18 protein-coding genes are annotated in these 15,184 nt (G+C 60.5%); 6 read left to right on the top strand and 12 right to left on the bottom strand.

Features of this window, described 5'->3' with window-relative positions:
* Positions 1–34: 34 nt before the first annotated feature.
* From ACP7CJ_RS05045 to ACP7CJ_RS05085, 9 genes are all read right to left on the bottom strand, one after another.
* Positions 35–1,657 (bottom strand): ABC-F family ATP-binding cassette domain-containing protein, encoded by a 1,623-nt coding sequence (locus ACP7CJ_RS05045; protein WP_276192887.1) that lies wholly within the window; start codon positions 1,655–1,657, stop codon positions 35–37.
* 262 nt (positions 1,658–1,919) lie between these two features.
* Entirely contained in the window at positions 1,920–2,999 is a 1,080-nt protein-coding gene (gene modC / locus ACP7CJ_RS05050) for a molybdenum ABC transporter ATP-binding protein (RefSeq protein WP_426099745.1), read from the bottom strand.
* Between the two features lie 5 nt (positions 3,000–3,004).
* Positions 3,005–3,685 carry a molybdate ABC transporter permease subunit gene (gene modB, locus ACP7CJ_RS05055; protein ID WP_276192889.1) on the bottom strand — a complete coding sequence of 227 codons (681 nt, stop codon included), beginning with the start codon at positions 3,683–3,685 and terminating at the stop codon, positions 3,005–3,007.
* Positions 3,686–4,453 (bottom strand): molybdate ABC transporter substrate-binding protein, encoded by a 768-nt coding sequence (gene modA / locus ACP7CJ_RS05060; RefSeq protein ID WP_426099746.1) that lies wholly within the window; start codon positions 4,451–4,453, stop codon positions 3,686–3,688. It abuts the gene before it with no gap.
* A 119-nt stretch (positions 4,454–4,572) separates the two neighbouring features.
* Entirely contained in the window at positions 4,573–5,631 is a 1,059-nt protein-coding gene (locus ACP7CJ_RS05065; RefSeq protein ID WP_426099747.1) for an NAD(P)H-dependent flavin oxidoreductase, read from the bottom strand.
* Between the two features lie 119 nt (positions 5,632–5,750).
* Positions 5,751–6,797: a bifunctional DNA-binding transcriptional regulator/O6-methylguanine-DNA methyltransferase Ada gene (gene ada, locus ACP7CJ_RS05070; protein ID WP_426099748.1), complete on the bottom strand. Its 1,047-nt coding sequence runs from the start codon at positions 6,795–6,797 to the stop codon at positions 5,751–5,753.
* A gap of 75 nt (positions 6,798–6,872) precedes the next feature.
* Complete coding sequence (alkB, locus tag ACP7CJ_RS05075; RefSeq protein ID WP_426099749.1) at positions 6,873–7,538, bottom strand: DNA oxidative demethylase AlkB; 666 nt, start codon at positions 7,536–7,538, stop codon at positions 6,873–6,875.
* 4 nt (positions 7,539–7,542) lie between these two features.
* Positions 7,543–7,707 carry a hypothetical protein gene (locus ACP7CJ_RS05080; RefSeq protein WP_276192894.1) on the bottom strand — a complete coding sequence of 55 codons (165 nt, stop codon included), beginning with the start codon at positions 7,705–7,707 and terminating at the stop codon, positions 7,543–7,545.
* Between the two features lie 26 nt (positions 7,708–7,733).
* A complete protein-coding gene (locus tag ACP7CJ_RS05085; protein ID WP_276192895.1) occupies positions 7,734–8,036 on the bottom strand; it encodes a DUF1883 domain-containing protein in 303 nt (100 codons plus the stop codon).
* 213 nt (positions 8,037–8,249) lie between these two features.
* Here ACP7CJ_RS05085 and ACP7CJ_RS05090 point away from each other — a divergent pair, with 213 nt between their 5' ends.
* The gene (locus tag ACP7CJ_RS05090; RefSeq protein ID WP_276192896.1) at positions 8,250–8,600 is read left to right on the top strand and encodes a hypothetical protein; all 351 of its coding nucleotides are present in this window, start codon (positions 8,250–8,252) and stop codon (positions 8,598–8,600) included.
* Between the two features lie 251 nt (positions 8,601–8,851).
* Positions 8,852–9,082: a hypothetical protein gene (locus tag ACP7CJ_RS05095; protein ID WP_276192897.1), complete on the top strand. Its 231-nt coding sequence runs from the start codon at positions 8,852–8,854 to the stop codon at positions 9,080–9,082.
* 11 nt (positions 9,083–9,093) lie between these two features.
* Here the strand turns inward: ACP7CJ_RS05095 and ACP7CJ_RS05100 are convergent, their stop codons facing one another.
* Together ACP7CJ_RS05100 and ACP7CJ_RS05105 are read right to left on the bottom strand one after the other, a co-directional pair.
* Complete coding sequence (locus ACP7CJ_RS05100; protein ID WP_247402404.1) at positions 9,094–9,375, bottom strand: YgdI/YgdR family lipoprotein; 282 nt, start codon at positions 9,373–9,375, stop codon at positions 9,094–9,096.
* Between the two features lie 144 nt (positions 9,376–9,519).
* Entirely contained in the window at positions 9,520–9,705 is a 186-nt protein-coding gene (locus ACP7CJ_RS05105) for a hypothetical protein (RefSeq protein WP_247402407.1), read from the bottom strand.
* Positions 9,706–10,015: 310 nt separating this feature from the next.
* Between ACP7CJ_RS05105 and galU the strand changes: the two genes are divergently transcribed.
* Both galU and gorA read left to right on the top strand, forming a co-directional pair.
* The gene (galU, locus tag ACP7CJ_RS05110) at positions 10,016–10,855 is read left to right on the top strand and encodes a UTP--glucose-1-phosphate uridylyltransferase GalU (protein WP_003212579.1); all 840 of its coding nucleotides are present in this window, start codon (positions 10,016–10,018) and stop codon (positions 10,853–10,855) included.
* A 105-nt stretch (positions 10,856–10,960) separates the two neighbouring features.
* Complete coding sequence (gene gorA / locus ACP7CJ_RS05115) at positions 10,961–12,319, top strand: glutathione-disulfide reductase (protein WP_276192899.1); 1,359 nt, start codon at positions 10,961–10,963, stop codon at positions 12,317–12,319.
* Here the strand turns inward: gorA and ACP7CJ_RS05120 are convergent, their stop codons facing one another.
* The gene (locus tag ACP7CJ_RS05120; protein ID WP_276192900.1) at positions 12,320–13,327 is read right to left on the bottom strand and encodes a DNA-binding protein; all 1,008 of its coding nucleotides are present in this window, start codon (positions 13,325–13,327) and stop codon (positions 12,320–12,322) included.
* Positions 13,328–13,496: 169 nt separating this feature from the next.
* Here ACP7CJ_RS05120 and ACP7CJ_RS05125 point away from each other — a divergent pair, with 169 nt between their 5' ends.
* Positions 13,497–14,429 carry a site-specific integrase gene (locus tag ACP7CJ_RS05125; protein WP_426099750.1) on the top strand — a complete coding sequence of 311 codons (933 nt, stop codon included), beginning with the start codon at positions 13,497–13,499 and terminating at the stop codon, positions 14,427–14,429.
* Positions 14,430–14,562: 133 nt separating this feature from the next.
* The gene (gene ahpC / locus ACP7CJ_RS05130; RefSeq protein ID WP_276192902.1) at positions 14,563–15,126 is read left to right on the top strand and encodes an alkyl hydroperoxide reductase subunit C; all 564 of its coding nucleotides are present in this window, start codon (positions 14,563–14,565) and stop codon (positions 15,124–15,126) included.
* Positions 15,127–15,184: the final 58 nt, after the last annotated feature.

Genomic DNA, 15,184 nt, shown 5'->3' on the forward strand with positions numbered 1-15,184 from the left:
ACCGTAAGGCGCTTTGATGTCCGGCGCAATGATCTCACACAGCTACCAGCCGCCAGCCAGTGCTCTGCCAGACTAAAGTATGAGTCGGCTCGATCGCCTGCACGAACCCCTCGTCATGTGACACCACCACCATTGCGCCGGTAAATCCCTTCAGCGCCTGTTCGAACGCGACGATCGACTCCAGATCCAGGTGATTGGTGGGCTCATCCAACAGCAGCAGTTGCGCCGGCGTCTCGCGCCACAAGGCGATAGCCATCGCGGCTTTCAAGCGTTCGCCGCCGCTGAGCCGGCCCGCCGGTTGCGTGACCCGTGAGGCGTCCAGTTGCAGCAAGGCCAACCGGGTACGCAACGCGGCCTCGGCCAGTGGCGTGTCGAGCAGGTTGAGTTGCTCGACGATGGAGCGTTGGTTGTCCAGCAGGGCCAGGTGTTGATCGATATAGGCGCTGGGCACATGCACCGAGCATTCGCCACTGACGGCCGGCCATTGGCCCGCCAACAGCTTGAGCAAGGTCGACTTGCCACAACCATTCGGCCCCCGCACAGCGACGCGCACGGGGCCGATCAGGCTGAGCGTGATGGTTTGAGCGCCCAGCCACGGAAGCTCGGCATCGACCAGGGTCAGGACCTGTCGGCCATTGGGCAACGCCGAGCCGGGCAAGGCCAGCAGCGTCGGCGTCTGATCCGCCACGCCTTCGTAGGCTTGACGCACTTGCGCCTCCAGCCGGGCGTTGTGTTCGCGATGGGCACCGCGCACCGTGCCGACGATTTGCGTGGCGGCGCCTTTCCAGCGGGCCTTGGTGAAGCGGTCGACATTCGCGGTTTCAGCGTGCTTGCGTGAACGGGCAGCGCTACGTTGCAGGCTGTCGTGGTCTTTTTGCAGGCGCCGACGCTCGCGGCTGCGCTCCAGGCGGGCGTGCTCCCAGGCGGCGATAGCCGCGTGCTGCTGCGTATCGCGCTGTTGTCGATAGGTTTCGTAGTTGCCGCCATACGCCCGCGCGCCAAGGGTCGACAGTTCGATAATGCGACCCATGGCATTGAGCAGTTGCCGATCATGGCTGACCACCACCAGGCCGCCGCGCCAGTCACCCAGCACCTGCAGCAGCCAATCACGCCCGGCGCTGTCGAGGTGATTGGTCGGCTCATCGAGAATCAGCAACTGAGGACAGGCCAACAACGCACCTATCAGCGCAACCCTGGCCAACTGACCACCGCTGAGGTGATGGGCTGGGGTGTGCGCATGAAGTGCTTGCAGCCCCGCCACATCCAGCGCGGTGCGCAAACGCTCGGCCAGGTCCCAGCGATCGTCGATCAGTTCCAGGTCGTCGGCCCGAGCGGCGCCGTGGGCCATGCGCTCAAGCGCGGCCAATGCCTGGGCGATGCCGGTGACGTGGGCGATGCTGTCGCCAGGCTCGATAACCAGGGTTTGCGGCACATACACGACGCTGGCAGAACCCTCGCGGCTGCCGGAAGTGGGCGCCAGCCTCCCGGCAATCAACCTGGCCAGAATACTTTTGCCGCGCCCATTGCGGCCGACAATGCCAGTGGGCGTGTGGTCAATGGACAGGTTCAGGTCGTCCAGCAGGGTTTCGCCATCGGCGAACTGGAAGGACAGGTGTTGCAGGGAAACCAGTACGGGCAGCCGGTTGACGTCAGTCATCAGCACCTCCAAAAAAATGTCGAACAGGCCAACAAGCACGCCAGGCGGCCCGTTGCAGATACATTTTGGAAGGCTTAGCGGTTCACGTCGGCGGTCGTCCGGTAAATCAGAAGGGATGCAGAGGCTAACCCACCTTGGTTTTGTTCAGCAAGTCGGCGGCCGATGCAAAATCGGGCATGGCGCGCGTTCCTTGGCAACAAATCAGGCCGGTATGCCTGACTGATCGCAGCGGGGCGCGCTCGTGCCAAAAGGGTTTCGTGGCTTACGCCAGCACCGCCACTGCTTTTATTTGTGCCCATAGCGTCTGGCCGGGGTGCAGTTGCAACTGGTCGCGGGAGAAGCGGGTGATCCGTGCCAGCAGCGGCGTGCCGCCCGCATCGAGGCGCACCAGCACGTGGGCGTTGTTGTCCGCCGCAATCTCCTGGATGACCGTCACCGGCAGGCGATTGAGGATGCTGCTGTGTTCTTCCGCCTGCACATTGAGGCTCACATCCCGCGCCTGGACCTTGATTCGCAAGGCTTTGCCCAAGGCCAGCGGGGCATGGGCGACACGCATGTGTAAGGCGCTGCCGGGCAGTTGCAGGCTCAGCAACTGATAGTGCGCGTCGTAAGCGCTCACCGTGCCACTGATGACCACCCCCGCGTCGTCGCCCAACGCCAAGGGCAAATCCAGTCGCGCCAGAGTTTCACCGATGGGGCCGCTGGCCAGGGCCTTGCCCTCGCGGAGCAACACGATGTGATCGGCCAGGCGCGCCACCTCGTCCTGGGCATGGCTGACGTAGAGCACCGGGATGTCCAGTTCGTCGTGCAGGCGTTCCAGGTACGGCAGGATTTCGCTCTTGCGTTTACTGTCGAGGGCGGCCAGCGGCTCGTCCATCAACAACAGGCGCGGGCTGGTCAGTAACGCGCGGGCGATCCCGATGCGCTGGCGCTCGCCGCCGGACAAGTGCTGCGGATGCCGCTCAAGCAGGTGACCGATGCCGAGCAGTTCGGTGGCCTGGGCCATGTCGACGCGAAGTTGCGCACGCGGGATGCGCTTTAGGCCGAATTCCAGATTGGCCCGCACCGACAGATGGGGGAACAGGCTCGCCTCCTGGAACACATAGCCCAGCGCACGTTTATGCGGCGGCACGAACAGCCCGCTGCGGCTGTCTTGCCAGACTTCATCGTTGACCTGGACAAACCCGTCCGCAGCACGTTCCAGCCCGGCAATGCAGCGCAGGCAGGTGGTCTTGCCGGAGCCGGAATGCCCATACAGGGCGGTGACGCCACGCCCGGGCAGATGCAGGTCCACCTCCAGGGCAAAGGCGGAATACTTAAGGTGCAGGCGCACGTCAATCATCGACATCAGCTCCAGCCCATCTTGGTGGTACGGCGGGAGTAGAGCGCCAGCAACACGAGGAACGCGAACACCACCATGGCGCCGGCCAACCAGTGCGCTTGGGCATACTCCATCGCTTCGACATGGTCGTAGATCTGCACCGAGACGACCCGGGTCTTGTCCGGGATATTGCCGCCGATCATCAGCACCACGCCGAACTCGCCGACGGTATGCGCAAAACCGAGAATCGACGCAGTGATAAACCCCGGGCGGGCCAGGGGTAGGATCACGCTGAAGAATGTGTCCCAGGGATTGGCGCGCAAGGTCGCGGCCACTTCCAATGGGCGTGTACCGATGGCGGAGAAGGCGTTTTGCAACGGCTGCACCACGAACGGCATGGAATAGATCACCGAACCGATCACCAGCCCGGCGAAACTGAAAGTCAGGGTGCCCAGGCCCAGCCATTGGGTGAACTGGCCGAAGTAACCATGGGGCCCCATCGTCAGCAGCAGGTAGAAGCCGATGACCGTGGGCGGCAGCACCAACGGCAGGGCGACCACCGCGCCGATAGGCCCGCGCCACCACGAGCGGGTGCGCGACAGCCACAGGGCAATCGGAGTGCCGATGACCAGTAGGATCACCGTGGTCAGTGACGCCAGTTTGATGGTCAACCAGATCGCGGAAAAATCGGCACTCGATAGCGGCATTTAGAGCTCGTAACCGTAGGACTTGATAACGGCAGCGGCTTTCGGTCCTTTTAGGTACTCGACCAGCGCCTTGGCAGCGGCGCTGTCTTTGCCCTTGTTGAGGATCACCGCGTCCTGCTTGATCGGGTCGTGCATGGAGGCTGGGACGATCCACGCCGAACCGCTGGTGACTTTGCCGTCTTTGTAGATCTGCGACAAGGCCACAAACCCCAGCTCGGCATTGCCGGTGGACACAAACTGATAGGCCTGGGTGATGTTCTGGCCCTCGACGAGCTTGTCCTTGACCTTGTCGGTCAAACCTTCCTTCGCCAGCACCTGGGTTGCTGCCAGGCCGTAAGGCGCGGCTTTCGGGTTGGCGATGGAGAGGTGCTTGAATTCATTTTTCTTGAGGACGTCGCCCTTCGCGTCGACGTAACCTTCCTTCGCCGACCACAGCGCTAAGGTGCCCACGGCGTAGGTAAAGCGCGACCCCTTGACGGTGTCGCCTTCGCTCTCGAGTTTTTGCGGGGTGGTGTCGTCGGCGCTGAGGAACACTTCGAACGGTGCGCCGTTCTTGATCTGGGTGTAGAACTGCCCGGTGGCGCCGTAGGCGGCGACCAGCGTGTGCCCGGTGTCCTTCTCGAAATCGGCGGCAATCGCCTGGATGGGTGCGGTGAAGTTGGCGGCGACGGCCACCTGGACTTCATCGGCGTGGGCCGGACCCAAAGCGCAGGCAGCAATCAGGGTGGCCAGGGCGGTAGGGGCCAGGCGTGAAGCGCGAATCGTCATGAAGCAGCTCCTTAGGAAATGTACGGCTTGTTATAGGTAGAAGGCTCAACCGCTATGTAGGGGAATATATAGCGGTTGGCCATTGCCGGTACAGTGCAAAGTTGCCACAGCGGTTGGGTCTATTTGAGCTTCGCCAGCGCTTGTTTGGCCAGTTCGCGGGTCAGCTCATAGGTGCCTATCTCTTTACCCAGGCGCAACGCCTGGCCTGCCCATAAGTTGCTGAAGCCCGCTTCATCCTTGGCCTTGAGTGGCATTAAGGCACCGCCGGCCCTGGGGAATGCCGGGGCCAATGGGTTGATCGCGCCCAACTCACGCATCACCCGGTTGACGATGCCCCGCGCCGGTCGGCCGGTAAACAGGTTGGTCAGCGCGGTTTCACTGGCCTGGGCATGGCGCAATGCATGGTGGTGCGAGGGGCTGACCGTGGCTTCGGGGGTGAACAGGTACGCCGTACCTATCTGCACGGCGCAGGCGCCCAAAGCGAAGGCGGCGGTGATCCCGCGCGCGTCAGCGATGCCGCCGGCGGCGATCACCGGCACGCTGACAGCGTCGACGATCTGCGGCACCAGCGCCATCAAGCCGATCTGGCTATTGAGGTCGTCGCGGAGAAACATGCCGCGGTGGCCGCCGGCTTCAATGCCCATGGCGATGATCGCGTCGCAGCCATGCTGCTCCAGCCAAATCGCCTCTTCGACGGTTGTGGCCGACGAAAGTACCTTGGCGCCGGTCGCTTTGACGCGGTCGAGCAGGGACTTTTCCGGCAAGCCAAAATGGAAACTGACCACCTCAGGGCGAAATGCTTCGACGACTTGGCAGGCGTCTTCGTTGAACGGTGCACGGTTGGTTACTGGCGTCGGCGCATCAAAGTCGGCGCCCAGTTCGCGGTAGTAGGGTTGCAGCAGGTCCTTCCAGCGCCGATCACGCGCTTCGTCCGCTTCGGGCGGTTGGTGGCAGAAGAAATTCACATTGATTGGCCGCGTGCTGGCCTTGCGGACAGTGGCCAAAGCCTCGCGCAATTGCTCGATACTCAGCGCCGCTGCCGGCATCGAGCCAAGCGCGCCGGCCTCGTTGGAGGCGATGACCATTTGCGCAGTGGTCGCACCGGCCATGGGCGCCTGGATGATCGGCACATCGATGCCCAACAGGTCGAGAATGCGCGTGTCTGGCCAGGTGCTCATGGGATGCGTCTCCAGCGGTAGTAAGATTTTTCGTTGTTTTAGCAGGGCACTTGGCACCCGGCCAGTCTGTTTTATTCACTGGACGCAGCCTGAGTTTCGTGCAGTGGCGCCCCGTTGTTTTAGACGTCGCGCTCGCGCTCCAGTAACAGGCGTTTGCGTTCCACGCCCCATCGGTAGCCCGACAAGTCGCCGTTACTGCGCACTACCCGGTGGCACGGAATGGCGACTGCCAGGCGGTTAGCGCCACAGGCCTGGGCCACGGCACGAAAGGATGTGGGCGCGCCAATTCGTTCGGCGATCTGCGCATAGCTGGCGGTGCTGCCCACCGGGATGTCGCGCAAGGCCTGCCACACCCGTTCCTGAAAGGCCGTTCCGCGCAGATCCAGCGGTAAGTCCAGGCCCAGGGCGGGGGCTTCTATAAACCCCACCACCTGGGCGACCAACTGTTCGAAGGCCGGGTCGGCGCCGAGCAGTTCGGCCTTGGGGAATTGGTCCTGCAGGTCACGCACCAGCGCGTCCGGTTCGTCGCCCAGGAGGATCGCGCACACGCCGCGATGACTTTGCGCCACCAGAATCGCGCCGAGGGAACACTGGCCGACGGCAAAATGGATGTGAGTATTCGTGCCGCCGGCTTTGTAATCGCTTGGCTTCATGCCAAGCAGTTGATCCGCCGATTCATAGAAGCGGCTGTTGGAATTGAAGCCTGCGTCATACAGCACGTCGGTCACCGTGTTGCGTCCCTTGAGCCCCTCACGCACTTTGCGTGAGCGCTGGGCGCTGGCATACCCCTTGGGGGTGAGACCGGTGACTGACTTGAACACCCGATGGAAATGGAACGGACTCAACCCGGCTCGCAGGGCCAGTTGGTCGAGGCGGGGCGGGGTTTCGGCGTGTTCGATCTGCCGACAGGCGTTGGCGACAAGCTCGGCGTGTCGCGCCGCGCGCTGCGTCTGGTCGCCGGTTGCGCGTTTGCTTGGGCGGTAGCCTGCCGCCTCGGCCTGCCGGGGCGTATCAAAGAACTCGACGTTTTCCGGGCGCGGCAAGCGCGAGGCGCTGCTGGGACGGCAATACACGCCGGTGGTTTTCACCCCATAGACAAACAGCGCATCCGCCTGGGGATCGCGGGCGAGGATTGCCGCCCAACGGGGGTCATGTTCGTTATTCATTGGCTGTTCTCATGACGGGTCACGGCCAGATTAGTCGTGTCGCAGTGGCCTGGCACTCTGAAGTTTGCGGTCAAATCAGCCGGCGGTACGAAAGGTCAGGTTGATGCGTTGCGCGCCCATGATCGGATGCGTGCCGCCCTTGACCGGCATGACGCCATGAAAACGCAGGCGATCGACCCCGCCCCACACCACCACATCGCCATGGAACAACGAGATTTTTTGCGGCTTGTCACTGCGTGCATGGCCGCCGAACAGGAAGACCGCCGGCAGCCCCAGCGACACGGAAACCACCGGCGCGGTGTAGCAGCGTTCGTTCTTGTCCTGGTGCAACGACATCTTCGCCCCCGGCACATAACGGTTGATCAGGCAGGCGTCGGGTACAAACTCGCTGAACCCGGCGTCGGCCGCTGCGTGTGCCGCCAGTTGGCGCAAGGTCTCGGGCATGGCTGGCCAGGGTTGACGGCTGCGCGGGTCAAGCGCGGTGTAGCGATAGCCGCGGGGATCGGTGGTCCACCCCAGCTCACCGCAACTGCTCAGGGCAGCCGACATGGTGAAACCACCGGGTGTGACCATTTGCCGAAACGGCGACTGAGCCAGCACACGCCGCAACGCTGGCAGAAGATGTTCAACGTAGGGCAGGGCATAGCCCCTCAGAACGTGGGACTGTTCGCCAATCTGCTCGCGCCCTGCGGGTTGTTGCAGGGCGTCTTCGGCAAACAGGTCGGCGGTCGGGCCGGGCATGGGCTTACAGCGCCTTGCTCACGTTGATGTCAGTGATCTCATCGCTGGCGTCGTGAATCTTCGCCAGTACCTGCTTGGCTTCTTCGACGCTGTTGCTTTGCAGTTGAGCAAACTCAAAGCGGCGTTCGCCGTTGAGCTTGTACTTGATGACGTATTTGGTGGTGGTCACAGCTTTTTTCCTGTCGAGTGTTCGGCTCAGCTCAATTTGGTGTTGGTGCGACGAACGATGCGGATCTTGTGGGACAGCGCAGGTGTGCGGGTGACGCTGATAGCGCGGCGTGTCACAACGTCCAGGGTGATGTTCCAGAAACCGGTGCTGGGCGCGGTGATTTTCGCGGGGAACTTGTCGAATGCGCCGCCATGGTAGGTATGACGACCGCCATTCTTGAAGCTGCGAAAATTCGCATCGCTCATCAGACGAATATTACAAGTCTGCGAGCATTCGATGACAACAATGTCTCCCTCGTTGAGGTGCTCACGCTGGTGGATGAATTTCATGGGGGGTGTCTCCAGAAGGGCTTTTTCTGAAAAATCAGAACGATACGTAGGTTAAGATAGAGTTTATCAGCCCCAGCGCGTTTATTATCGGGCCGTCGTCGACGACGTCGACAATTTAAAACAGTTATTTGCCGAGTTATCAGAGATAAATCCTACGTGGGCGGGAGAAAATTACCATCCCCGCTGTCGTAGGATCTTTATCGGAGGTTTTATATGAAGTGGAGTGTGTTGGTTCTGGCCTTGGCGATAGCTGGGTGTGCTTCGGTTGCAGATATCAAGCAGACCCCCCCGACCTTGGCGGTCATTTCAGGGAAAAAACCGCAGGAATATGCCGCCTGTGTGGTGCGTAAATTGTCGACTACCCGCCGGCCGCCGCAGATTGAGCCTCATAAAGACGGCGTGCAGGTGATTGTGCCGCAGAAATTCTCCACTGGCCCGTCGGCTATTTTCGAGATTGAAGAACGCTCCAGTGGCAGCAGCATAAAGCTCTACGAGAGCATGTCCAATGTGCCGATCCGTCCTGGCGATGTGAAGAAGGCCGGGGAAGACTGCATTTCCGGTTGAGGCGGTGCATTTCACACGGCACGCTTGAATCCGATAAATAAGCCTGACCTGCCATTGCGGTGTCAGGCTTTTTTTGCGTGTTGTCCCGTCGTGCATAAGTTCACGCCAATGACGGGGTCAATCTCTATGGTCAAACAGTAGACGGCGTGCTCATCGGGCAGGGTATCCGTTAAACTGTCGGCCATGCACTACAAAAAATGCCGCTCAAACCCTGGGTTTGCGCGGCATTTGTCTTTTTCTGGAACTCTGTCATGAAACGTGAACACGTCAAAGCCCGCCATGCCGAAGGTCAGATCTCGGCCACCCATATCATCCAGAATCCCGCTGATCTGGGAGAGTGGATCGTATTCTTCAAGAAAAGCGGCGGTCGCAGCTTTTTCCTGGTGGATGATCAGGATGAAGTGGAGTCGTTCCAGCGTCTGGATGACCTGATCGAGACGATTCGCAGCCTGGGTATCAAGTCTGCCGAAATTCACATGTAAGGCCGCAGCGCTTACTTGCAGACCACGACCACGCTGCGGCTCTTGAAGTTGCCCACGTCTTTGCCCAGGGTCTTGTCATCTTCGCTCAGGGCGGGCGTGCCCTCGGTGCCGACGATGCGATAACCAGTGCCGGCGCAGGACGCATCGGCCTTTTCATAGCAACCGGCCCAGGAGTTGGCTTCACCCGAGCAGTCGATCGTCAGCCCCTGTTCACCGTTTTTCAGATAAACGTCAGAGGTGGTGGTGCAGCCGGTGAGCGCCAGTACCGCGGTGAGTGCCAGAATCTTGTTCATGTGGGGTCGTCGTCAGGATGTTGGAGGGGTGCGCGGACACTGTCGTGGGGCGTTTGCGGAAGATTATAGCGAACGGCCATGTAGGTACATGACAAACACAAAAAAGCCCCGGTCACCGGGGCTTTGTGCGCAGGGCTTGCAGGCTTACTTGCCCTTTGGCCGCTTGCTCGACGCGTGACCCGCTTCATCTACAAACACTTCGGCTACCGCAACAGCTTCGCGTTCGGTCGCGAACGAGCCGGCAACGCTGTCTCCGTGGAAGTTGATCAAGTGCCAACCGTCCGCACGCTGCGTGATCAGGTAGCCGTTTACGCCTTTGGGTTCTGACATCTATTAACAATCTCGTGGTCTGGTTCAAGGGCGTAATGATAGCGCCAATTGTCGCGCCCCCGCCCAAGTTATTCCAGGTCAATGTTTGAGGCGCAAAAGCGTGCTAAAAGGGTCTCAGCCCATTTTAAACCAGAGGGCAACGTTGTTTTTGTCGTGCCGTTTGTGCCGCTCTTCGTAGGATTAGCGGAACTTACGCGGACATTTTTTCTCTATGATGACATCGCAACGCCAGCAGGACCCATTGTAAGGTGACTGCGGCCTGATTAGACTGCGCCGAATTCCGTACGCACAGCCCTTTGTAAGGACCCATATGATCAAGAAATGCTTGTTCCCAGCAGCCGGTTACGGCACTCGCTTCTTGCCAGCGACCAAAGCCATGCCCAAAGAGATGCTGCCGGTGGTGAACAAGCCACTGATTCAGTACGGCGTCGAAGAGGCACTGGATGCCGGCTTGAATGAAATCTCTATCGTTACCGGCCGTGGTAAGCGCGCGCTGGAAGACCACTTCGACATCAGCTACGAGCTGGAAAACCAGATCAAAGGCACCGACAAGGAAAAATACCTGGTCGGCATCCGTAAGCTGCTCGACGAGTGCTCGTTCTCCTACACCCGTCAAACCCAGATGAAAGGCCTTGGCCACGCCATCCTGACCGGCCGCCCGCTGATCGGTGACGAACCGTTCGCCGTGGTACTGGCGGATGACCTGTGTGTGAACCTGGAAGGCGACGGCGTGCTGACCCAGATGGTCAAGCTGTACCAGAAGTACCGTTGCACCATCGTCGCGGTTCAAGAGGTTGATCCTCAAGAAACCAACAAGTACGGCGTTATCGCCGGCGACGATATCGGCGATGGCCTGATCCGCGTGCGTGACATGGTCGAGAAGCCAGCGCCTGAAGATGCCCCGTCGAACCTCGCGATCATCGGTCGTTACATCCTGACCCCGGACATCTTCAAGCTGATCGAAGAAACCGAGCCGGGCAAGGGTGGCGAGATCCAGATTACCGACGCCCTGTTGAAGCAGGCCAAAGACGGTTGCGTGATCGCCTACAAGTTCAAAGGTCGTCGTTTTGACTGCGGTGGCGCCGAAGGCTACATCGAAGCGACCAACTTCTGCTACGAGCACTTCTACAAGACCGGCAAGGCTTACTGATTCACGGTTGCCCGTCTGTTGTGAGAGAAAGCCACCTTCGGGTGGCTTTTTCGTTTTTCAGCCCCAACTAAGTCGGTATGCTGATTGCCTGCCGAGGAGAGTGAAATGGCCTACGATTTTGACCTGTATGTGATTGGCGCCGGTTCCGGCGGTGTTCGTGCTGCGCGCTTTGCCGCTGGTTTTGGCGCCAAAGTGGGCGTGGCGGAAAGCCGCTATCTGGGCGGCACGTGCGTGAACGTCGGCTGCGTGCCGAAGAAGTTGCTGGTCTACGGCGCGCATTTTGCCGAAGATTTCGAGCAGGCCAGCGGTTTTGGTTGGTCCCTGGGTGAAGCGAACTTTGACTGGGCGACCCTGATCGCCAACAAGGACCGCGAGATCAACCGCCTCAACGGCATCTATCGCAACCTGCTGGTCAACAGCGGCGTGACCCTGCACGAAGGGCATGCGCGACTGGTCGATCCGCATCAGGTGGAAATCAATGGCGAGCGCTTCACGGCCAAGCACATCCTGATCGCGACCGGCGGCTGGCCGCAGATTCCGCAGATTCCGGGGCATGAGCACGCGATTGGTTCCAATGAAGCGTTCTTCCTCAAGGCATTGCCCAAGCGCGTGCTGGTGGTGGGCGGTGGCTATATCGCCGTTGAATTCGCCGGAATTTTCCATGGCTTGGGTGCGCAGACGTCTTTGCTGTATCGCGGCGACCTGTTCCTGCGCGGTTTTGACGGTGCGGTGCGCAAGCACCTGCAGGAAGAACTGACCAAGCGCGGCCTGGATCTGCAGTTCAATGCCGATATCGAGCGGATCGACAAGCAAGCCGATGGCAGCCTCAAGGCCACCCTCAAAGACGGGCGCGTGCTGGAAACGGACTGTGTGTTCTACGCCACCGGCCGCCGGCCGATGCTGGATAACCTGGGCCTGGAAAACACTGGGGTCAAACTCGATAAGCGCGGTTTTGTCGAGGTGGATGACCTGTACCAGACCGCCGAATCGTCGATCCTGGCGATTGGCGATGTGATCGGTCGCGTGCAGTTGACCCCGGTGGCCCTGGCCGAAGGCATGGCCGTGGCGCGCCGCCTGTTCAAGCCGGAGCAGTATCGCCCGGTGGACTACGCGATGATCCCGACGGCGGTGTTCAGCCTGCCGAACATCGGTACGGTCGGCCTGAGCGAGGAGGACGCGAAGAGCAAAGGCCATAAGGTGACCGTGTTCGAGAGCCGTTTCCGGCCAATGAAGCTGACATTGACCGACTGCCAGGAGAAGACCCTGATGAAACTGGTGGTCGACGCCGACACCGACAAGGTGCTGGGTTGCCATATGGTCGGCCCGGACGCCGGGGAAATCGTGCAGGGCTTGGCGATCGCGCTCAAGGCGGGCGCGACCAAGCAGCACTTTGATGAAACCATTGGCGTACACCCGACGGCGGCGGAAGAGTTCGTCACCATGCGCACGCCCGTGGCCGACTGATCAGGTGCTGGCCGTTGCCTCGGCGGTTGCTGCAATGGCGACCGTCAGGCGCAACGCCTCAATGCTGGTCTGGGCCTTGATCAGGTCCAGCTCCAGTGTCTTGTTGGTCTGCTGAAATTCGCTCAGCGCGGCTTGGCGCGACTGGCTCTCCTGCACCGCGACCCGCAGGCGCTCCTGAAGCAGGGCACGTTCGCTGTCGATCTGCTTCAATTGTTCGCTCAGTTTGAGTTGCTGCGCCTGGTCCTTGCGCACTTGCTCCTGCAATGCCGCCAGCTCCTTCACGGTTACTCGATGCTCGATCAGCAGGCGCTCGTTGTCGCGGTGCAACTGGGTGATCTCGTCCTGGCGCACCATTGCGCTCTGCTGGGCCTGGCGCAGTTCCGCCTGAACCTGCTGCACCTGGCCTTCGTGGCGTCGTTGCTCCTGTTCGCGCTGCTCTTTGATTGCGTTGCGGTAATGCTCCAGTGCATCCCGAGCGTGCAGGTGTTTATCTTCCAGCGAGCGAATCTGTTCGTCCTTGTCGCTGATGCGTAACTCGTAGTCACTGCACGCCTGGCTTAGCCCGGCGTTACGGGTTTGCTCGGTCTGCAGGCTGGTGCTGGCGGTTTGCAGGGCCGCGCTTTCGTCGGCTAGGGCCGCGGCCTGGATATCGAATTGCTGCTGCAGTTGCTTATGGGCTGTTTGCAGCGTTTCGAGTTGGCCGAGCAGGGCGGTTTTCTGTTGCTCAAATTTCGCCACGGCCAGGTCAATCGGCTCCTGGGCTTTGTCTTTAAGGCGCTGGGCGAGCCGCGCCACCAGTTCGCCCAGTTCGTCGTCGATGGGCGCTTCGGTGATGGTTTGCCGCGTTTCACTCTCGTCCAGTTCCTTCAAGTAGCGATGAATCGTGGTTTTCGAGCCGGTATTACCCATTTCGATGCGTACCGCATCAATGCTGGGGTTTTCGCCGCGGGCGAGGATCGCCAGGCGTGCCGTTTGAACGACTGCTTTGTTTATGCCGCCACGAGCCATGGGGTCTCCGTCGATTTAGTACTGTGGTACATGGTATGTATATACATACTATAACACCAATAGTCATCGGTTAAAAATCATGATCTAACAGATGGGATATTGGCGTATTATCCCGTGTCAGTGCGGTTTTAGCCGTGAGTACGCCCCTCAGCAGTACGGAAAGGCCTTCATGAGCGATCTGGATCGTTATCTCAACGCCGCTACCCGCGATAACACGCGCCGCAGTTATCGCGCAGCCATCGAGCACTTCGAGGTGAGCTGGGGCGGATTCCTGCCCGCCACCAGCGACAGCGTGGCGCGTTACCTGGTGGCGCATGCGGGGGTGTTGGCGGTGAATACCCTGAAGCTGCGGCTTTCAGCGTTGGCGCAGTGGCATACGAGCCAGGGCTTTCCCGACCCGACCAAGGCGTCAGTCGTGCGCCAGGTGCTCAAGGGGATTCGCGCCGTGCACCCTGCGCGAGAGAAGCAGGCAGAGCCATTGCAGCTCAAGCACCTGGAGCAGGTGGTGGCATGCCTGGAAGGGGAGGCGCGAGCGGCGAGCGAAGCCCGTGACCCCGCCGGACTGCTGCGCGCCAAACGTGACCGCGCGTTGATCCTGCTGGGCTTCTGGCGAGGTTTTCGCAGTGATGAGTTGTGCCGATTGAGCATCGAGCACGTTCAGGCCGTGCCCGGGGCTGGCATCAGCCTGTACCTGCCGCGCAGCAAAAGCGACCGCGACAACGTTGGCAAGACCTACCAAACCCCGGCATTGCTGCGGCTATGCCCGGTGCAGGCCTACAGCGAATGGCTCAGCGCCTCGGCGCTGGTCCGCGGCCCGGTGTTTCGCGGGATTGACCGTTGGGGCAACGTGGGCGAGGCGGGGTTGCACCCCAACAGCGTGATCCCGCTGTTGCGCCAGGCCCTGGAGCGCGCGGGCATCCCGGCCGAGCAATACACCAGCCACTCCCTGCGCCGGGGCTTTGCCACTTGGGCTCATCGCAGCGGTTGGGATTTGAAGTCGTTGATGAGTTACGTCGGCTGGAGCGACATGAAATCCGCCATGCGCTATGTTGAAGCGACGCCCTTTCTTGGCATGACCCTGGCCACCCAGCCGCTGATTTGAGGTTTCTTCTATTAATACTGTCAGTTGATAGAGAAAGCCAATCGCGAGCATCAGGTTTGCCAATGAGCCATCGGCCGCAAGAGTGGGTAGGATTCATCTCATCAACTTACTAACCCCTGACGGAGAGTCAACGATGCCTATCATCAACAGCCAAGTAAAACCGTTCAAAGCGACCGCCTACAAAAACGGCAACTTCGTAGACGTGTCTGACGCTGACCTGAAAGGCAAATGGTCGGTAGTGTTCTTCTACCCGGCCGACTTCACCTTCGTTTGCCCAACCGAGCTGGAAGACCTGGCTGACAACTACGCCGAATTCCAGAAGCTGGGCGTCGAGATCTACAGCGTTTCTACCGACACCCACTTTGCCCACGCTGCCTGGCACAACACCTCGCCAGCCATCGGCAAGATCCAGTACACCATGATCGGCGACCCAACCCTGACCATCTCCCGCAACTTCGACGTGCTGATCGAAGACGCCGGCCTGGCAGATCGCGGTACTTTCGTGATCAACCCGGAAGGTCAGATCAAGATCGTTGAACTGAACGACGGCGGTGTTGGCCGTGACGCTTCCGAGCTGCTGCGCAAAATCAAAGCTGCTCAATACGTCGCTGCCCACCCAGGCGAAGTGTGCCCAGCCAAGTGGAAAGAAGGCGAGGCCACCCTGGCTCCGTCTCTGGACCTGGTCGGCAAGATCTAAGTCTGTGACACATCAAGGGCGGGATTCCGCACCTAAGTAAGCTGCAGCCGCCCTCAAA

Origin of the sequence: Pseudomonas sp. PSPC3-2 (assembly GCF_049897085.1) — a bacterium.
Lineage (GTDB): Bacteria > Pseudomonadota > Gammaproteobacteria > Pseudomonadales > Pseudomonadaceae > Aquipseudomonas > Aquipseudomonas paraveronii.